The organism is Skermanella aerolata KACC 11604 (assembly GCF_000936425.1).
GTDB classification, from domain to species: domain Bacteria; phylum Pseudomonadota; class Alphaproteobacteria; order Azospirillales; family Azospirillaceae; genus Skermanella; species Skermanella aerolata.
The window spans coordinates 38,822-57,610 of sequence record NZ_AVFK01000014.1 but is presented as its reverse complement, the minus strand read 5'-3'; the positions used below and the strand labels follow the sequence as shown (position 1 = coordinate 57,610).

At 63.9% G+C, this 18,789-nt stretch carries 17 protein-coding genes; 7 read left to right on the top strand and 10 right to left on the bottom strand.

The features are described 5' to 3' along the window. Positions 1–129 precede the first annotated feature (129 nt). The 6 genes from N826_RS17810 to N826_RS17795 form a co-directional block, all read right to left on the bottom strand. Positions 130–1,293 (bottom strand): multicopper oxidase domain-containing protein, encoded by a 1,164-nt coding sequence (locus N826_RS17810; protein ID WP_084720855.1) that lies wholly within the window; start codon positions 1,291–1,293, stop codon positions 130–132. A 455-nt stretch (positions 1,294–1,748) separates the two neighbouring features. Next, entirely contained in the window at positions 1,749–2,123 is a 375-nt protein-coding gene (locus tag N826_RS17805) for an anti-sigma factor family protein (protein WP_044431045.1), read from the bottom strand. 329 nt (positions 2,124–2,452) lie between these two features. Next, on the bottom strand, positions 2,453–2,968 hold the full coding sequence (locus tag N826_RS17800) for an RNA polymerase sigma factor (protein ID WP_044431043.1): 516 nt from the start codon (positions 2,966–2,968) through the stop codon (positions 2,453–2,455). 289 nt (positions 2,969–3,257) lie between these two features. Further along, complete coding sequence (locus tag N826_RS43100) at positions 3,258–3,428, bottom strand: hypothetical protein (RefSeq protein ID WP_157599347.1); 171 nt, start codon at positions 3,426–3,428, stop codon at positions 3,258–3,260. 70 nt (positions 3,429–3,498) lie between these two features. Next, on the bottom strand, positions 3,499–3,669 hold the full coding sequence (locus tag N826_RS44215; protein WP_169789370.1) for a hypothetical protein: 171 nt from the start codon (positions 3,667–3,669) through the stop codon (positions 3,499–3,501). A 45-nt stretch (positions 3,670–3,714) separates the two neighbouring features. Further along, on the bottom strand, positions 3,715–4,725 hold the full coding sequence (locus N826_RS17795; protein WP_044431041.1) for an aldo/keto reductase: 1,011 nt from the start codon (positions 4,723–4,725) through the stop codon (positions 3,715–3,717). Positions 4,726–4,795: 70 nt separating this feature from the next. Here N826_RS17795 and N826_RS17790 point away from each other — a divergent pair, with 70 nt between their 5' ends. The 3 genes from N826_RS17790 (at position 4,796) to hpnH (ending at position 7,636) form a co-directional block, all read left to right on the top strand. Next, positions 4,796–5,302, top strand: coding sequence for an RbsD/FucU family protein (locus N826_RS17790; protein WP_211099323.1), 507 nt, complete (start codon positions 4,796–4,798; stop codon positions 5,300–5,302). Between the two features lie 222 nt (positions 5,303–5,524). Next, positions 5,525–6,490 carry a 4-hydroxy-3-methylbut-2-enyl diphosphate reductase gene (ispH, locus tag N826_RS17785; protein ID WP_044431039.1) on the top strand — a complete coding sequence of 322 codons (966 nt, stop codon included), beginning with the start codon at positions 5,525–5,527 and terminating at the stop codon, positions 6,488–6,490. 6 nt (positions 6,491–6,496) lie between these two features. Then, positions 6,497–7,636 carry an adenosyl-hopene transferase HpnH gene (gene hpnH, locus N826_RS17780; RefSeq protein WP_044431036.1) on the top strand — a complete coding sequence of 380 codons (1,140 nt, stop codon included), beginning with the start codon at positions 6,497–6,499 and terminating at the stop codon, positions 7,634–7,636. A 21-nt stretch (positions 7,637–7,657) separates the two neighbouring features. On the opposite strand, the gene N826_RS17775 is transcribed toward hpnH, so the two are convergent. From N826_RS17775 to shc, 3 genes are all read right to left on the bottom strand, one after another. Continuing rightward, positions 7,658–8,419 (bottom strand): Ntn hydrolase family protein, encoded by a 762-nt coding sequence (locus N826_RS17775; protein WP_147040575.1) that lies wholly within the window; start codon positions 8,417–8,419, stop codon positions 7,658–7,660. A gap of 4 nt (positions 8,420–8,423) precedes the next feature. Then, entirely contained in the window at positions 8,424–8,861 is a 438-nt protein-coding gene (locus N826_RS17770; RefSeq protein ID WP_044431033.1) for a hypothetical protein, read from the bottom strand. 90 nt (positions 8,862–8,951) lie between these two features. Beyond that, the gene (gene shc / locus N826_RS17765) at positions 8,952–10,916 is read right to left on the bottom strand and encodes a squalene--hopene cyclase (RefSeq protein ID WP_052831511.1); all 1,965 of its coding nucleotides are present in this window, start codon (positions 10,914–10,916) and stop codon (positions 8,952–8,954) included. A gap of 363 nt (positions 10,917–11,279) precedes the next feature. On the opposite strand from shc, the gene N826_RS17760 reads away from it, so the two are divergent. From N826_RS17760 to N826_RS17745, 4 genes are all read left to right on the top strand, one after another. Then, a complete protein-coding gene (locus N826_RS17760; RefSeq protein WP_044431030.1) occupies positions 11,280–13,541 on the top strand; it encodes an AAA family ATPase in 2,262 nt (753 codons plus the stop codon). A 141-nt stretch (positions 13,542–13,682) separates the two neighbouring features. Next, entirely contained in the window at positions 13,683–15,674 is a 1,992-nt protein-coding gene (locus N826_RS17755; RefSeq protein WP_044431027.1) for a PAS domain-containing sensor histidine kinase, read from the top strand. A gap of 10 nt (positions 15,675–15,684) precedes the next feature. Next, the gene (locus N826_RS17750) at positions 15,685–16,131 is read left to right on the top strand and encodes a YqaA family protein (protein ID WP_044431025.1); all 447 of its coding nucleotides are present in this window, start codon (positions 15,685–15,687) and stop codon (positions 16,129–16,131) included. A 109-nt stretch (positions 16,132–16,240) separates the two neighbouring features. Continuing rightward, positions 16,241–17,710: a sensor histidine kinase gene (locus tag N826_RS17745; protein WP_044431024.1), complete on the top strand. Its 1,470-nt coding sequence runs from the start codon at positions 16,241–16,243 to the stop codon at positions 17,708–17,710. Here N826_RS17745 and N826_RS17740 read toward each other — a convergent pair. Further along, the gene (locus N826_RS17740; protein WP_044431023.1) at positions 17,673–18,464 is read right to left on the bottom strand and encodes a UDP-2,3-diacylglucosamine diphosphatase; all 792 of its coding nucleotides are present in this window, start codon (positions 18,462–18,464) and stop codon (positions 17,673–17,675) included. The genes N826_RS17745 and N826_RS17740 overlap by 38 nt on opposite strands. Between the last annotated feature and the right edge of the window lie 325 nt (positions 18,465–18,789).

Below are 18,789 nucleotides of genomic sequence, written 5' to 3'. Positions count from 1 at the left end.
CGGTCGGTTCTCCTGAGGGGTCCGGCGGGCCGCCGTCATGCGCACGGCAGACGAGGCTCGGCACCGGACCACTGAATTGATGGCTGAATTGATGATTGTGCTGGATGCGTGACCGGAGGGAAGCGCCGGTCAGAGTCCGTCGATGTGCCAGTCCGTAACCAGACCCATCGGATAGGAGCCGCCGGCGGCGGTCTGCGAGATCTCGTTGTGACAGTGCATGGGATAGCGCAGCGGAAACTTTTCCTGCTTCGGAGGCCACGCGCCGGGCGGGACGTCCGGGGGAGCCGTGAAGGGGAGGAGACAATCCTGGATCGTGCCCGACTCCATCCTCCAGACGTCGCGCTCGATCACGTTGCTGTTATAGGAGATGACGCCGGAAGCGCCCTTCGACTCCGACAGCATGAAGACGTGGTTGCCGTGGATATGAGGCGAGTGGCAGGCCAGTCCGGCATTCAGGCAGCGCAGCAGAAGCGGTTCGCCGATCCTGCCGGTCGGACAAGTATCCTTGTCGTGGCAGGCATCGATCCCGCACAACCCGTTGAGAGTGAAATAGCGTGGACGGAAATCGTTGGCGAATTCGGACGCGGCGACGGCATCGATCTCGCCATTGGCCGCGCGCTGGCACCAGCGTGCGTCGATCTGGTTGAATATCCAGATCTTCTCGCGGGACTCATTCCAGCGGTTGCCAGGAAATCGTGAACTGGCGCCGAAGCTAGCGAAGAGCGCCTGGATCGCCGCCGTCGCATCCGCAGGGTTATACGGCATCTTGGCGCCGCTGGACGCCGAGTCGTCGTCGGGCTCGACGACCAGCGCGCCGTGGAGACCCAGAACGCGGTTGACCGGGCTGAACATCGGGTCGAGATAGAAATAGGTGCCGGGTTTGCCGACCGTGAATTCGATCGTCGCCGAAGCGCCCGGCGCAATCGTGTCAATGGCGCTGCCGCTCATTCCCGGCACTTGAAAGCCATGCGCATGAGCGCTGAGATTGGTCAGCCTGACGGTAAGGTCACGGCCCTCTCGAACGCGCAGTACCGGCCCCGGAATCCGGGGAGGCGCACCGTTGATGCAGAAGGCGTACATGAAGACCGTGCTGCCGTCGATCAACTCGTAATCGACATCCTGGATCGTTAGATCCACCTCGACATCACCGCCACCAACACCCGGTTCGGGATCGCCGGATGTTACCTCGTCGTCGCTCGCGAATACGAAAGACGATAGAGTGGTCGTTGCCGATGCGAAGGCGACAGCCGAAGCGCCATAACGCAGCAATTGGCGTCTGCTCAGTACAGTCATAACCGCTCTCCAAGAAGCGCGAGATGCCTCATCAAGGCCATCTCCGCTAAAAATCGAACCAACTGTCGGGAAGGTTCGGTCGGGAGCGCGGTGTGAAATTACGGTACTCGGACTTTGCCGAAACTTACAAGCATATTCTGGATCATATAACTACCGCGCTGCAACACTCATAAGTCATGGAATCTGTACCGCCGGCCAGACGCAGGGGGTAATCCTTCAGGAGTGGGAATAACGACGTTTGTACGCCCGTCGTGAAAGCGTCGGGAAGGAACGGTCGGTGCGGTTAACCGACGGAATACACGAAACGAAATCAGCAGAAAATTCAAACGAAGGAAATGAGCTTGGCATGGATGCCGGCTAACAGGGAGCTTTGCGCAATCGACCTGAACACCGATCGGCCTCGATGCCGATTTATTACTTGGGGACAATGACGCGCGGAATACCCTTTCCTGTCATCATGCCTTGCGTTGCAGGCGGACGGGCCCCGAAGCCGTACCGGTCATCGGTCGGCAGGGCCGTGTCTGCTTGATCGCAGGCGGCATGGGCGCAGCGTCAGGATTCTCACGCGTAGGAGCAACCTGTTCCCCGCTGTTCCGGGAGACGGCTTCGGCCGGTTCGGCGTCATCGAGGAACGCGGATTTCAAAAGAGCGGAACTGGAACGCATCAACTCGGCGATTTCGCGGGCTTCGGCGCTTCTTGCCAGTAGGCCTTCGACATATCGCCGACCTTCGGTATCCAGTTCGTCGTCAACATAGGCCATTATCAGGCCTTCATCGGGGATCTCCGCTCCGGCGCTGTATACTTCTCCCCCGACGGTCAACTTCGGCATGAACTCTCTCCTGCGAGACAGGCAATTAAACTAGATACCGGCAGCAACTGTCCAGCCGGCATGTGCGTACGTCCCAAGTCACCGGCAAGCCGCCAAACCTTCAACACAGATATCGGCGACTTGTTCCAAAGTCTGTAAAATTTTATTAAAAACACTCAATAATCCTAAGCCACTTTCCGGTGTGCCTTGGGTAATTACGACGGTGTTGGATTTTTTTATACAACGGGTCTGTCCTCCCCTATCGATCACACTATTATGACTGTCGCAGTCGCTCGATGCATCTCTTATGTAGACAACGATTGACGAGGCTACTTATTCCTTCAATTGGCTTAATTATCGGCAGGAGCCTTGCTGGCTGCCGTGTCAATTCGTCTTGCCAGAGCCAATCTGGCGCGCGCCAGACGGCTCATCACCGTTCCGATCGGAACGTCGAGGATTGCCGCCACTTCCCGATAAGGTAAGCCGATGATGCAGACCAGGATAAGTACAATGCGCTGTTCGGTCGACAGATGATGGAGTTCCCGGCAGGTGGCTTCCAGAATGAGCCGGGAATCCACCACCCGTTCGCCGTCATCGGCGAATAGGTCTGCCGCATCGTCAAGGGACGTTTGAAAACGGGTCCTCGCCGACTTTTTCTCGTCGCTCCAGCAATTCTGGATAATTCGGTATAGCCAGCTGTCGAGACGCGTTCCCGGCTTCCAGCGATGATCGAACGCCAGTGCGCGTTCACAGGCATGCTGCACGAGATCGTCGGCATCCGCGGGAGAGCCAGCCAGACGAAGGGCGAAGCTCCTGAGCCTTGGATAGAGATGCACCAAGGCGCGGCGCATGGCTTCATCGACCATTCGTTTAGCATCTCCGACCGCATGCCATCATAGCTATCAGAGACTAGACGCCGGCAGGAGCTATAAATTCCCTCATATGCTTTTGGGGTATGGACCGGGGGAGATGTCGAGCTACGCGCCGCCGGTCCTGCCAAGTTGGGCGCCGGGATGAACGGCGGCTAGCTTCCGAGCCCCATCCCCATAGGCCAACCCCATAAGTCTGCGCCTGGTGAGTGATCCGGGCCAGGCCCGCTCCCGGCCTCGACCGGATCCACCGAAGCGTCCTCTTCATCGCCTTCACATCCCGGTGCTAACGGGCTTCGTTTCCGAAGCGGTGCTCGGCCGTGGACTCTTCGCCGACGCGGGTGCTGGAGGTGGAAAAGGCGTCGTAGGCGGGGTTGCCCAGGAAGGTCGGCATCAGGATACCCGCGGCGATGGCGATCACGATTGCCGTCAGGGTGCCCAGCAGAAACATTTTCATCGGCTCTCCTAGTCTTGATCGTCTCACCCCCGGGAGCGCGTTGCGCGCGTTCCCGGGGGTGAGCAGGTGTCTACCGGCCTTCGCGATCCCGTCCGGCCTTGTCGCGGATCTCGTCGCGTTCGCCCATTTCCTCGAACTTGCGTTCGGGGCTCTTGTCGGTGTCGCCCGATGCCTTGCCGGTCTTTTCGTCCAGAGCCTTCTCGATCTGGGCGGCGGCGTCGGAACTCTTGCCGGTACTCATGGCGTCCTCCCTCCTGTTCGATAGCCTGAACGCCTCGCGCTCGGATCAGGGGAGCGGGGCATCCTGACGGATCAACCCTTCAGACCGCAGTTCCGCCCACATGTCGGATGGAATTTTGTGGGCCAGCAGGTCCATGTTCTCGGCGATGCGCTTCGGGCTGCCCATGCCGGGGATGACCGATGCCACGGTCGGGTGGCCCAGCGGGAACTGGAGGGCCGCGGCCTGGAGCGGGACGCCATGGCGGCGGCAGACGGCTTCGATCCGCCGGGTCTTGTCGAGGATTTCAGGAGAGGCGGGGGCGTAGTCGTAGTGGGCGCCCTCGACCGGACCGGTTGCCAGGATGCCGGAGTTGTAGGGGCCGCCCAGGACGATGCCGATGCCGCGTTTCTCGCAGAGCGGCATGAAGCTGTCCAGGCTTTCCTGGTCGAGCAGCGTATAGCGGCCGGCCAGCAGGAAGCAGTCGAAATCGCCGGCCTCAGCGAACCGCTGGCAGGCTTCCCACTCGTTCAGCCCGGCGCCGATCGCCTTGATGACACCTTCCTCGCGCAGCTTCAGCAAGGCGGGATAGGCACCTTCCATGGCTTCCTTGTAGCGCTGCTCGTAGGCATCGCCCTGGTTGCGCCGGTCGGCGTCATGGATGAAGACGATATCGACGCGGTCGGTGCCGAGCCGCTGGAGGCTGTCGTCGAACGACCGCATCACGCCGTCGTAGCTATAGTCGATCCCCCGGCGGAACGGCGGCACGTCCATGAACAGGCCGGCTTCCGTCGGTTGCCCGCGCGCCGGGAACAGGCGCCAGCCGACCTTGGTGGACAGCACGACGTCCTCGCCGCGCACGCTCCGGAGCCAGCCGCCGACGCGATGCTCGCTCAGGCCATGCCCGTAGAGCGGAGCGGTGTCCACATAGCGCACACCGGCCTTGTGGCTCGCCTCCAGCGCTTCCATGGCCGCCTTGTCGTCGATCGCGCGATACATGTTGCCGAGCGATGTGCCGCCGAAACCGAACACCGTCAGCGACACGTCGGTACGACCGAGTTTCCGTCTTTCGAGTTCCATGCCATCCTCCCTGAACAATTGTTAACCAATCATGCGGCCGACCGATCCCAGGCGATCGGACCGCCTTATCGTGAAGCCTGACCGTCCGTCGCCCCAACGCCCGATCAACCTGCTGCCCCCGATCAACCTGCCGAAGGAACATCCAGCCATGCTCAAGACCCTCGACCCGCTGCTGAGCGGAGCTCTGCTCCAGATCCTTGCCGATATGGGGCACGGTGACGAGATCGTCATCGTCGATGCGAACTATCCGGCATCGGCCAATGCCAAACGTCTGGTAAGGCTGGATGGCATCACCGCGACGGCGGCATTGAAGGCGGTGGTTTCGCTGCTGCCGCTGGACGACTTCGTGGATGCGCCCGCCGCCGTCATGACACCGGCAACCGGCCGTCCGCCCGTGCTGGACGAGTTTCAGACGCTGATCGACGGCGCCGAGGGCAAGCCGATCCGGATGACGGAGATGGAACGGTTCGCCTTCTATGAACGTGCCCGCAGCGCCTACGCGATGATCGCAACGGGAGAACGGCGGCTTTACGGCAACATCATCCTGATGAAAGGGGTGATCAGGCCGGACGAGTGAAGCCGCGGCTGTTTCCAGCTTTTTTTGGACAATAAAATGCATATCTCGATATGATGTATAGTCGCGACAGGTATCACCGTCTCGTGATCTACATGGCAGGCACACATCCGCAACTGCTCCAAATGCGTGTTTGTCGTGTTTTCGCCTGGGCGATAGCCTTACTCATCCAAACGGTGCCGTCCGGCGCCGTTCGCTCTTTGGATACTCTCAGAGGACGAACGCATGCAGGTCATCCTGGCCCAACCCCGAGGCTTCTGCGCCGGCGTCGAGCGGGCGATAGAGATCGTCGAGAGGGCCTTGACGCTTTATGGCCCCCCGATCTACGTCCGGCATGAAATCGTCCACAACGGCCACGTGGTCGAACGGCTGCGCGCCAAGGGCGTGACGTTCGTAGACGAGGTGGAGGAAGTGCCTCCCGGCAGCGTGACCATCTTCAGCGCCCACGGCGTTTCGCTGGCGGTGGACGAGGCCGCCAGGGCCAGGGGACTGAAGGTGATCGACGCGACCTGTCCGCTGGTCGCCCGCGTCCACCTGGAAGGCGCGCGCTACGCCAAGCAGGGCAGGGACGTCGTGCTGATCGGCCACGCGGGACACGCCGAGGTCGAGGGCACGCTCGGCCGGCTGACCGGTCCCGTCCATCTCGTGGCCTCGGCCGAGGACGTGGCGGACCTGAAGGTGGAGCGGCCCGACCACGTCGCCTACATCACCCAGACGACACTGAGCGTCGACGACACCCGTGGCATCATCGACGCGCTGAAGGCCCGGTTTCCGACGATCGTCGGTCCCGATACCGACGATATCTGCTACGCCACCCAGAACCGCCAGCGCGCGGTGCTGGATCTGGCGCCGAAGGTCGATCTGATGCTGGTGGTCGGCGCCGCGAACAGCTCCAATTCCAACCGCCTGCGAGAGATCGCCGGGACGGCCGGCGTTCCCGCCTACCTGATCGAGGATGCCACGTCGCTCGATCCCGGCTGGCTCGACGGCGTATCGGTCGTCGGCGTCACCGCCGGGGCGTCCGCTCCGGAAGACCTCGTCCAGGAAGTCGTTGCGGTGTTGAAACAGCGCGGCGGGGTGCGCGTCAGCACCTTGCCCGGTATCGAGGAAGCGCTGCGTTTCCGCCTGCCGGTCGAACTCGAACAGACCGCCGCCACCTACCAAGTTGCCATCCCTCCCGTTGCCGAGTGAGCTGAAATGGCCGTTCCTCTACTTCAATCCGCCATGGTCGGCGCCTATGTCGTCGGCCGCCATCTGCGCGGCGTGAAACGCTACCCGCTTGTCCTGATGCTGGAACCCCTGTTCCGCTGCAATCTAGCCTGCGCCGGCTGCGGTAAGATCGATTATCCGGCCCCGTTGCTGAACCGTCGTCTCAGCGTGGACGAATGCCTGGACGCAGCAAACGACTGCGGCGCTCCGGTCGTCTCGATCGCCGGCGGCGAGCCGCTGCTCCATGCCGAGATGGCCCAGGTCGTCGAGGGCCTGATCAAGCAGCGGCGCTTCGTCTACCTGTGCACCAATGCGCTGCTGATGGAAAAGCGCATGGACCAGTACAAGCCCAGTCCGTTCTTCACATGGTCGGTCCACCTGGACGGCAGCCGGGAAGAGCACGACGCGGCGGTGTGCCAGGGCGGCGTCTACGACCGGGCTGTCGCGGCGATCAAGGAGGCCAAGAAGCGGGGCTTCCGCGTCAACATCAATTGCACGCTGTTCGATGGCGCCGATCCGGACAAGGTCTCGGACTTCTTCACCGAGGCGATGGCCGCCGGGATCGACGGCATTACCGTGTCGCCGGGCTATGCCTATGAGCGGGCGCCCGACCAGGCGCACTTCCTGAACCGCCAGCGCACCAAGCAGCTCTTCCGCGACATCTTCAAGCGGGGCGAGGGCAAGAAATGGCAGTTCAGCCAGTCGCCCCTGTTCCTGGACTTCCTGGCCGGCAACCAGACCTACCAGTGCAGCCCGTGGGGCAACCCGACCCGCAACATCTTCGGCTGGCAGCGGCCCTGCTACTTGCTGGGCGAAGGTTATGCCAAGACCTACAGCGAGCTGATGGACGGCACCGACTGGGACGCCTACGGCACCGGCAACTATGAGAAATGCGCCGATTGCATGGTCCACAGCGGCTACGAGGCGACGGCGGTGGCCGACACCATCCGCAACCCGCTGAAGGCGCTGTCGGTAGTCCGGAAGGGCATGAAGACCGACGGCGAAATGGCTCCGGATATCCCCCTGGACCGCCAGCGTCCCGCCGAATACGTCTTCTCCCGCCATGTCGAGCAGGCGCTGACGGAGGAAGACCGGGCTTCGCCGAAGCGCCGGCGCGCCGGGGGGTGAAGCGGGAGCGGGGACGGTCGGCTAGCGCCGCCCGTCGGTCGACCGTCGGTGAGGCAAGTCGTTTTCGACCACGGTGCCGTCCTGGCCGAAAACGATCTGGCTTATCCGGCCGTTGATCTCCTGGATCTTGTTTTCGTACTGGTCCGTGTCGTCGATCGACAGGTGGTCGTAACCGGCGGAGCCATCCCGCTTGAGGAAGTATTGCAGTTGGATGGGGCCTCGGACGCCGCCCGTGTTCGTCTCGATGACGTGATCGATGATCCAGTACGACAGCAGGCGACCGTTTTCGACCTTCAGCGTGCGGAAATCGCAGGTGTTCTGAAGGAATGACATGAAAGGGTCGGCGAACTGCTTGCCGCTGCCATGGGCGACGTAGAAATAGTCCTTCGAATAGAATTGGGGCCGGAAGCCTCCGCTGAATAGAATAAGCTCCGGCGCTCCCTTGAAGATGATGCCGAGCATGATCGTGCAATCGATGCCTTTCAGGGGATCGGTTACGTATTTGCTGAACATCTTCTCCAACCCGGTGCAGATGCGGTCGCCGAGGTCGTCGGCCGTAGTCGACTCCTCCAGCCACGCCGGCAGGAACGAGGCGAGGCGACGCCTGATCCGCTCGGCCACGATAGAATTGCCCGAGTAGGCGAAAATGACGTCGTCCATCAAATAAAAGATTTTGGGCGCCTTCATCTCCGTCGTGGCGCCGTCATGGGTCGCGATGGTGATGGCGCTGTCGGTCGCGATGACCAGGCCGTCCGTGCAGAACAGGCCGATGGCGATCGTCATGGCGTCACCCGGCACTTACCCGATAGACGCTATGCTTCTTCATGGCGGGGTATTCTTTGTAGATTACCTGGACGATTTTGTCGAAATCAGAGCGCAGCAGCCATCTTACGACATCGACGATGTATTCTTCGACGTCCGGCGGGAGCGTCTTTGCCAGCTTCCTGCCTTTTTCCAAGCCTTCCGGGGTGAGCGCATAGGTCCTGTATCGGGATCTGTGGTTGACGAATCGCATCAGCTTGCGGCCGGCCAGTTCCTCCACCGCGTCGTACACGGTCTTGTCGTAAGGCCCGAAATCGTGAGGGGTGAAGTTGAATTTCTTTCCACCGATCTCATCGGCGCAGTTTTCGTCGATCAGGAAGAAGAGCTTCTGCATATGGACCGGCTGGTAATCCGCATCCGGTACGCTGGCGAGCGCAGCCAGTACGAGATCATTCCTGTCCATGCCCAGTCTCCGAAGTCGCGCCGCATTCTTTCGACTTTATGCGTGACTCGGTTTAGGCATCCTTAAAGGAACGGGGCTGCACCCGGAGACTCACAGCCCCCAGGGAACCTCCCGCTGTCCCTCTTCCATCATCGTCCGGTACCGGGCGATGGCCCAGAGCGGGAAGATGGCGGGGTAGCCGTGGTAGCGCAGGTAGAAGACGCGGGGGAATCCTACGGCGGTGAAGTCTTCCTCGTCCCACAGGCCGGCGGCGTTCCGGTTCTCGATCAGGAAGCGGACGCCGCGCGCGGTGGCGGGGTTGGCAACTTCGCCGGCCGCCATCAGGCCCAGCAAGGCCCACGCCGTCTGTGACGGCGTGCTGGCGCAGCGGTCGTCGGCGATGCGGTCGGGCCAGTAGGAAACTCCGCCCTCGCCCCAGCCGCCATCGGGGTTCTGGCGGCTGAGCAGCCAGTCCACGGCCCGCCTGACCATGGGGTTCTCCGGGCGGATGCCGACCGCGTTGAGCCCGCACAGCGCCGACCAGGTGCCGTAGATGTAGTTGGTGCCCCAGCGGCCGAACCAGGAGCCGTTCGGCTCCTGCTCCCGCCGCAGGAACTCCAGCCCCGATGCCACGGACTTGTGGTCGGCCTTGAAGCCGAGTTGCGCCAGCATGCCGATGCAGCGGGCCGTGACGTCGACCGTCGGCGGGTCGAGCAGGGCGCCATGGTCGGCGAACGGGATGTGGTTGAGATAATGCGCGCAGTTGTCGGCGTCGAAGGCGCCCCAGCCGCCGTTGGAGCTTTGCAGCCCCTCGATCCACTCGCGGCCCCGCTCGATCGGTTCGGCGAACTCCTCGGCCCCGCAGCGGTCCAGCGCCATCACGACGACGGCGGTGTCATCGGTGTCGGGATAGTGAGGGTTGGCGTACTGGAAAGGCCAGCCGCCCGGCCGCACGTTGGGCCGCCGCCAGCTCCAGTCGCCCGGCTCGTCCAGCACCTGCCGCTCGACCAGCCATGCGGAACCGGCAAGGGCCGATTGGCGGGCTTCCGGCGTGCCGACCTCCGCCACGGCGTGGCAGGCGAGCGCCGTATCCCAGACCGGAGACAGGCAGGGCTGGCACATGATCTCGCCGCCGTCCATCGGCAGCAGCAGCTTGTCCATCGCCCGCCGGGCGGTGACGGCGTCGGGGTGGTCTGCCGGATAGCCCAGGCAGTCGTACATCATGATCGTGTTGGCCATGGCCGGGAAGATGGCGCCGAGGCCGTCCTCGCCGTTCAGCCGCTCCGTCACGAACTTGACGGCGCGGTCGATGGCCGCCCGGCGGCCCGATTTCGGCAGCCTCGGCTCGATCAGAGACAGGAAGCTGTCGATCCCCCGGAACAGCCGGGCCAGCGCCGTGTCGTCGGGAGCCGAGTGCCAGTCCACCACCCTGTCGGCTGGGACGGTGAACAGTTCGGATATCCCGATGCCGCGCGGGTTGCGGGCCTGCGGCTTGTGGGCCATCACGACCAGCAAGGGCACGACGACGGTCCGCGACCAGTAGGAGATGCGGGAGATGTGGACCGGCGACCACGCCGGCAGGTTGAGGATCTCCACCGGCATGACCGGCACGCCGCGCCAGGGGATCTGGCCGAACAGCGCCAGCAGGATGCGGGTGAAGACGTTGCAGCGGGCCGCGCCCCCATGGGCCAGCACCGCTTCCCGCGCCCGCTTCATGTGCGGCGCGTCCACCGGGTCGCCCGCCGCCTTGAGGGCGAAGTAGGCCTTGACCGTGCAACTCAAGTCGAGGGTGCCGCCGTGGAACAGCGGCCAGCCGCCGTCTTCCCCCTGGTGGCTGCGGATGAATGCGGCGAGGCCGGACTCGACCTCCGGGTCGATCTCGTCCAGGAAATGCTGGAGAAGGATATGCTCGGCCGGAATGGTTGCGTCGGCTTCCAGCGGAAAGATCCAGTGTCCGTCGGAATGCTGGAGTTGAATAAGCGCCCGTGCGGCGGACTCAACCGCCTCGTTCAGGTTGGCCACAGAAATGGCCGGGTTTAGTTCATGGATATCGGTGCCCGTATTCGGGAGAAGCATGCTCGCCCACCTGTTTGTGGTCGATATAGAATGATTTCACGAAGCGGACTGCCCGTGGAATTGGTGAACCATCCCAATATGCCGCCCGTCACGGCAGTGTCATCAGCGCAAAAGGTGACCTGTGCTTCCTAATGGCGAGCGGATTCGGCACATCGCAATAATCAATGGGTAAGATCGGTCATCATACTCCAGTATGAACCGCTTGTTTCTGGAACGCTGCCAGTAAAGAGCGGCTCACTTAAAACGAAACTATGGTTAACGATAAATTTACCATGAAGGCCCAAAGAATCCATTCATGAGCGCGGCGCCGGGTCTCATGAGGGGTCCGGGAGGGCGCTCGCCAGAGACAGGAGAGGCCCGTATATGCTCAGCAGCGCCGCCGCACAGTCTGTCAGGAACGCCTATCAACTTGCCGCACAATATGGTCATGGCGGCCCCGGCCAGGAACATCTTCTGCTCTCGCTGACCGGCGATCCGGACGCGGTCGCCGCCTTGCTGGCCTGCGGCGCCGACCCGCGCGCGATCCACGCCGAAGTCGACCGGCTCCTGCCCCGGATCCCCGAGCGCCATACGACCGACAACCCACTGGAACGGGCGGTCGAGCGCGCCGAGCGCTTCAAGCCCGAGACGCCCTGCGACGGCGCCTGCCTGCTGCTGGCGCTCCTGGTCGATCGCGGCGCCTCGCCGGCGACGATCCTGCGGCGCCACGGCGTTTCCCGCGACCGTGTGGTCGAGCATATGGTCCAGCGCGACGTCGCCGCCCGCCGCCGCGAAAAGTCGCCCAGGCGCGCCCTCGACGCTTCCGATCCGGTCAAGCCGGGAGCGCCGGCCGCCGACAGCGCGCTGGCGAGCTGGTGCATCGACCTCAACGCCAAGGCCGAGGCCGGCAAGATCGATCCGGTGATCGGCCGCGACGACGCGATCGCCCGCACCATCCAGATCTTGTGCCGCCGGACCAAGAACAACCCGGTGCTGGTCGGTGAACCCGGCGTCGGCAAAACGGCTATCGCCGAAGGGCTGGCGCTGCGGATCGTGGAGGGACTGGCCCCCGAAGCGCTAGCGAATGCCCGCATCTTCACGCTCGACCTGGGTTCGCTGGTGGCGGGCACCCGCTATCGCGGCGACTTCGAGGAGCGGTTGAAGAACGTCATCGCCGAGATCGGCAGCACGCCCGGCGCCGTCCTGTTCATCGACGAGATGCACACCATCGTCGGCGCGGGCGGGGCCGGCGGCGCCATGGACGCGGCCAACCTGCTGAAGCCGGCGCTGGCCGCCGGAACGCTCCGCTGCATCGGCGCCACCACCTACCGCGAATACCGCCTCCACATCGAGCGCGACCCGGCGCTGGTCCGCCGTTTCGGCAAGATCGACGTGACCGAGCCGTCGATCGAGGATGCCGTCGCCATCCTGGAGGGCGTGGCGGAGCGCTACGCCGACCATCACGGCGTGCTCTACAGCCGCGACGCGATCCGGTCGGCGGTCGAGCTTTCCGCCCGCTACATCACCGACCGGCACCTGCCGGACAAGGCGATCGACGTGCTGGACGAGGCCGGCGCCATGGCGAGGCTGGACGCCCGCCGGGACTGGCCCAGGCGGATCGAGGCGCCCGATATCGAGACGGTCGTCGCCCGGATGGCGAACATGCCGATCCGGCGCGCCGGGACCGACGAGCGTGCGGTGCTGCGCGGCCTGGAAGGCGAGCTGAAGGCCGCTGTGTTCGGCCAGGACGAAGCGGTCGAGGCGGTCACCTCGGCGATCAAGATCGCCCGCTCCGGCCTGCGCGATGCGGAAAAGCCGATGGGGTCCTACCTGTTCGCAGGGCCGACCGGCGTCGGCAAGACCGAGATCGCGCGGCGGCTGGCGACGACGCTGGGCTTGCCGCTGCTCCGCTTCGACATGTCGGAATACATGGAACCGCACACGATAAGCCGCCTGATCGGCGCCCCTCCCGGCTATGTCGGGTTCGACCAGGAAGGCCTGCTGACTTCCGCGGTTTCCAGGACCCCGCACGCGGTCCTGCTGCTGGACGAGATCGAGAAGGCCCATCCCGACCTGTTTGCCCTGCTGCTTCAGGTGATGGACGCCGGGCGCCTGACCGACACGACCGGCAAGACCATCGATTTCCGCCACGTCATCGTCATCATGACGACGAACGTGGGTGCCGCCGAGATGGCGCGGCCGTCCATCGGGTTCGGCATGAACGGGACCGACGGCGATGCCGCCGACGCCGCTTCCGCCGCGATCAAGCGCCTGTTCTCGCCGGAATTCCGCAACCGGCTGGATGCTGTGGTCAATTTCCGGCCGCTCACGCATGAGACTGTTTGCCGCATCGCGCAGGGGCACATCGACCAGCTTGCGGCGCATCTGGCGGACCGCAACATCGCGCTGACCATTACCGAGGATGCCCTGCGATGGCTCGCCCGCCACGGTTTCGAGCCGGCGATGGGTGCCCGGCCGCTGGCCCGGCTGATCGAGCGCACCGTGAAGCTGCCGCTGGCCGAACACCTCCTGTTCGGCGGTCTTGCGGAGAATGGCGGCCGGATCACGTTGAATGTGGTGGACGGTATGCTTGATCTGGCGGTCGAGCAAACCCATGTCGCAGTCTCCGAACCAATACCGGCGTGACCACTCCTATCGCACATCGTCCGGCCGTATCCCTTCGCGGTTTCAAGTATGAACGGTCGCCTTGATACAGGGAGCCGGCGGCAGGCCGATCTGGTGGAAAGCGTCGGGAGAAACCTTGCACTTCCGGAGCTTTCCGCCCCAATGACCATCGGTAACGGCACAGCATCGACCGCATCGGCGAGCCAGACGCTGGGCCACTTCATCTCCGCGCTCGCCCAGGAGGTTCCCGACACGAACCTCCTCCTGCGCATCGTCGATCGCGTTCCTGCCGGCGTCGCCATCGTGCGCGGTCCGGATATGCGCTTCACCCTGGCTAATAAGGCCTATGCCGCGATTCCGGCGAAGCCCGGGCGGATGGTGGGGCGAAGCGTGGCCGAGGTCTTCCCCGGCATGCCCAAATCCTCCCATGCCATGCTGGAAAAGGTCTATGCGACCGGCGAGACCTTGAGTCTGCGGGGGCATCAGGCCGAAACCGACCTGGGACGCGGCCCGACCTTCTGGGACATGGACTTCATCGCGCTGCCGGAGAGCGGCGGTGGCAGCCAGCCCGACGAAAAGGGCGTGCTGATCGTCGCCCGCGACGTGACGCGGCAGATCCTGTCGGAGCGGGCGGGAGAGTCCCTGCGGGCGACCGAGGCGCGGCTGAACATAGCGCTGGAAGCGGCTGATCTAGGCGCCTGGAGCGCCCGCGACGAACTCGGCGAGTTCATGTCGTCGCCCCATGCCGCCGTGCTGCACGGCCTCAGCCCCGATACCGTCTTCGATCACGACACCGCCATGTCGGTCATCCATCCCGACGACCGCGAGGCGGTGCGGACGGCGCTGGAACGGGCCATCGCCACCAAGGGCGTCGTGTCGGTCGAGTACCGTGCCGTGCCGCCCGGAACTTCGGGTACCGGCGGCGCGGAACGGTGGATGGCGTCGCGCGGGCGCTGGATCGACGATCCGTTCACATCGGGCGGACAGCTCTTCGGCATCGTCCGCGATATCACCGGACGTAAGCATGCGGATGCCGAACGCGAAAGCCTGATCACCCGGATGGCCAGCGATCAGGCCCGGTTCGAGGCGCTGGTGGAAAGCCTTCCGGCCGGCGTCCTGGTGGCGGAAGCGCCCGAAGGCCGGATCGTCTATGGCAACCGCCGGATCGAAGAGATCCTGCGCCATCCCGTGCTGCAGTCGGCCAGCGTCGAAGCTTATGGCGAATGGGTCGGCTGGCATCCGGACGGCAACCCCGTGGCGGCGGACCAGTGGCCGCTGGCCCGCGCGCTGAAGGGAGAGTTCGTGCCGGGCGACGAGTTCCTGTACCGGCGGGGCGACGGTACGACAGGCTGGATCAGGGTCTGCGGTGCGCCCGTCATCGATGCGGCCGGCACCATCACCGGCAGCGTCGTCGTCCTCTATGACGTGGACCGGGAGAAGCAGGCGGTGGTAGCGCTGCGGAACAGCGAGGAGCGGGTCCGCAGCGTGCTGGGCGAGAAGGAAACCCTGCTGGCCCAGAAGGACATGCTGCTGAAAGAAGTCAACCACCGGGTCAAGAACTCCCTCCAGCTGGTCGCCAGCCTGCTCAACCTCCAGGGCCGCCAGGTCGAGGACCCGAAGAGCCGGCAGGCCTTCGAGGATGCCGTGTCGCGCGTCGGCGCCATCGCCCAGGTCCATGAGCAGCTCTATAAGAACGACGACGTCAGCAAGGTGGAGTTCGGCTCCTACCTGCGCACGCTCTGCACCCAGTACGGCGGCGAGAGCAGTATTGCTATCGAGGCCGCGACGACCGAGATTTCGACCGACGTCGCGATCCCGCTAGGTCTTTTGGCGGTCGAGCTGCTGACCAACGCGCTCAAGCATGCCGGTCCGGGAACTCCCAAGCAGCCCCTCGAGATCTTCTTCGGCGAGAGCCGGGATTCGAAGGCCGGAGATTCGAAGGCCGGGGGGAACACACCGGTCTTGTCCCTGTCGGTGCGCGACCATGGGCCGGGTATTGCTCCTGAATTCCTCGATGCGCGCAACCGCCGGCGCAGCGCCAGCCTCGGCATGCGCCTGATCGAGTCGCTGGCCGGTCAGATCGAAGCCCGCATCGAGGTGGAGAATACCTGTCCCGGCGTCAGGTGGACCCTGATGCTGCCCGTCGGTCCATGAAGCGGATGTCATGACCAGCGATCTCGCGGCCTATGGCGGGCTGTTCGCGGCGGCCCTCGTGGCGGCGACGATCCTGCCCGCGCAGTCGGAGCTGCTGCTGGCAGGATTGCTGAATGCCGGGCATCAGAGCCCGGTGCTTCTGGTAGCATTCGCTTCCCTGGGCAATGTACTGGGATCGATCGTCAACTGGATGCTGGGCCGGTTCCTGATCCATCTGAGGGATCGCCGCTGGTTTCCCTTGAAGCCGAAGGTCTACGACCGGGCGGTCGCCTGGTTCGGCAAGTACGGTCTATGGTCGCTTCTTCTGGCCTGGGTGCCCGTGATCGGCGATCCTTTGACGGTAGTGGCGGGTGCCTTGAGGGTCGATCTGGTGCGGTTTACCGTGCTTGTCGCCATCGGCAAGGTCGGACGATACGTCTTCATCGCCTTGTCGGTCCTTTGGTGGTCAGGACACTGAGAAGTTTGGCGGGAAGTGACAGGCGGAGCATTCGGGTCAAATCGAAGAAGCGATGAACTACCGTGAGTTGACGCTGTTTGCATGACTGGAGCCTCTGGTGAGAAAAAATATGGGTGAACGCAGCGGCATATGGCTGATTGCGGCGGCGGCGGCGGCTCCAGGGCTGCTGATGGCCGCCGCGTCGCCCATGCTCGACCGTGCTCCCGATGGGCCGCCCGCCATGGTGCAGAATGTCGGGCAGGTCGCTGCCCCGGCTTCGGCGGGAGCCATCATGCCGGCCGGCGCCATTCCCGGCTCGCCCACGGCTGGTGCGGTCGTCATGTTGCAGCCCGTCGCCATCGCCGGACTTGTCGCGGCCCTCGTCTCGGGACTGCTGGCAGCCGGTGCCGCGCGGCGCGTGATGCGGAACGCCACGGCGCGGCTTTCCCGGGCGCCGGCAGGCGGGCCTCACGCGGACGGTTTGAGCGATGCCGCCGGGTTCTGGGACGTCAGCGACGAGCGCCTGCGCGACATGGCCGAAGCCCTGCCGCAGATCGTCTGGATCACCAGCGCCTCCGGCTCGATCGAGTATTACAGCCGGCGCTGGTTCGAGTATTCCGGCGCGTCCCCCGGCACCGCCCAGCAGGCGCATTGGCGTTCCTTCGTTCATGGGGAAGACCTGGAGCGGCTTGTGTCGTCCTGGAAGGAAGCCGCGGCGCAGGGACAGCCATGGCAGGCGGAATACCGGCTGCGGCGGGCGGACGGCACCTATCGCTGGCATCTCGGGCAGGCCATCCCGGTGACCGGTCCCGACGGCACGATCCTGCGCTGGTTCGGCAGCGCCACCGATATCGACGGTCAGAAATGCGTCGAGGCGGAACTTGGCCGCACGGCGGCGGAACGCGCCCGCCTGTTGCAGCAGAAGGACATCCTGCTGCTGGAGATCCAGCACAGGGTCCGCAACAACCTGCAACTCATCTCCAGCCTGCTGAGCCTCCAGAACCGATCGATCACCGATCCTGATACGCTTCAGCAGTTCATCGAGGCGCGCGGAAGGATCCAGACCGTCGCCCAGGTCCATGAACAGCTCTACCTGACCGACGAGCCGGACCGGATGGACTTCGCGGCCTTGCTGCGGGAGATGTGCCTGAACCAGTCAAAACCCGGCATCGACGTGAACTGCCGGCGCAACCGCGCTCTGGACCTGCCGATCGACGAGGCGACGCCGCTGGCCCTGATCGCCAACGAGCTGATTTCCAACGCCGTGGAATATGCCTATCCGGTCGATGGCGGTCTGCGGACCGGCGGCGGCGAAGTGCGAGTCACGCTGGAGGGCCGCTCCCCCGGCGATGTCGAGCTGCGGGTCGAGGACGACGGGATCGGCCTGCCTCCCGACCTGGAGGGGCACCGGACAAGCCTTGGAATGCGCCTGGTGCGACAGTTGACGAGGCAGTTGCGCGGGGAGATCGAGACCCAGTCCGGCGAAGCCGGTACGCGGATAAGCATCCGCTTCGTCAGCCATCCGGTGCCGGAACTCGATCTGTTCGACGGCGGCAGGACCGTCAGGAAACCAGGGAAATCACCTCGGCCATCGGCCTGACGGCGGGCGTCTCGGGCCAGCGCAGCAGCTCCAGCTCACCGGAGTGATGCTCTACGAGGGCGGTGCGGTTATCCACCCAGTCGCCGTCGTTGTAGTAGAGGATGCCGTCCAGGATCTTCTGCTCGGGATAGTGGATATGCCCGCAGACGACGCCGTCGACGCCGCGTCTCCGCGCTTCCTCCACCAGGGCCTTCTCATAATTCGCGATGAACTGGCCGCGATGCTTGACCTTGTGCTTCAGGTAGCCCGACAGCGACCAGTAAGGGTATCCCAGCTTCAGCCGCCCCCAGTTGAACCACTGGTTCACCAGCTGGGAAGCGGCGTTGGCATGGGTGCCCAAATGCCCGAGCCACGGTGCGCGAGCCACCACGCTGTCGAACTGATCGCCATGGATGACGAGCAGCCGGCGGCCGTCGGCCAATACGTGGATCGCATCGCCGACCACCAGGATATGTCCGAACTCATGGTCGACATAGCCGCGAAGCATGTCGTCATGGTTGCCGGGAGTCAGGATGACGCGGGTTCCCTTGCGAGCTTTCCGCAGAAGCTTCTGGATCACATCGTTGTGGCTCTGCGGCCAGTAGCGCGCGCGGCGCATCCGCCAGAAGTCGATTACGTCGCCGACCAGATACATCGTGTCGCATTCGACCGATCGCAGGAAGTCTAGAAGCGGTTCCGCCTGACAGCCGCGTGTCCCGAGGTGAATATCGGAAATCCAAACCGTCCTGTAGCGATGCTGCGATCCATCGGTCATTCCTGAAGTCCCCGCTCCTGCAACGTAGCTCGCCGTTTCTTGTCTGGCATGGAGGTGCCGGTGCCGCAAGTTATGTTTAGATGATATTTTGGATGCCCCGTTGGGTGAAAAGGGCGCAAGACATCGCCGAAATATAAACGAAACGCCGTAGCGCAAACTCCAGTCGATGCTATCACCGTCAGTATCCATCGGAAAACTATGGTTAATATCAAGCACAGATCAAGCAACCACGCCGCACTGCAAAAATTCATAGTCAAAAATTAGCAAAGCTATTTAACTTCGCCTTATAAAATTTATGTTACGCTTGATGCTAAGGCGCCCTAAC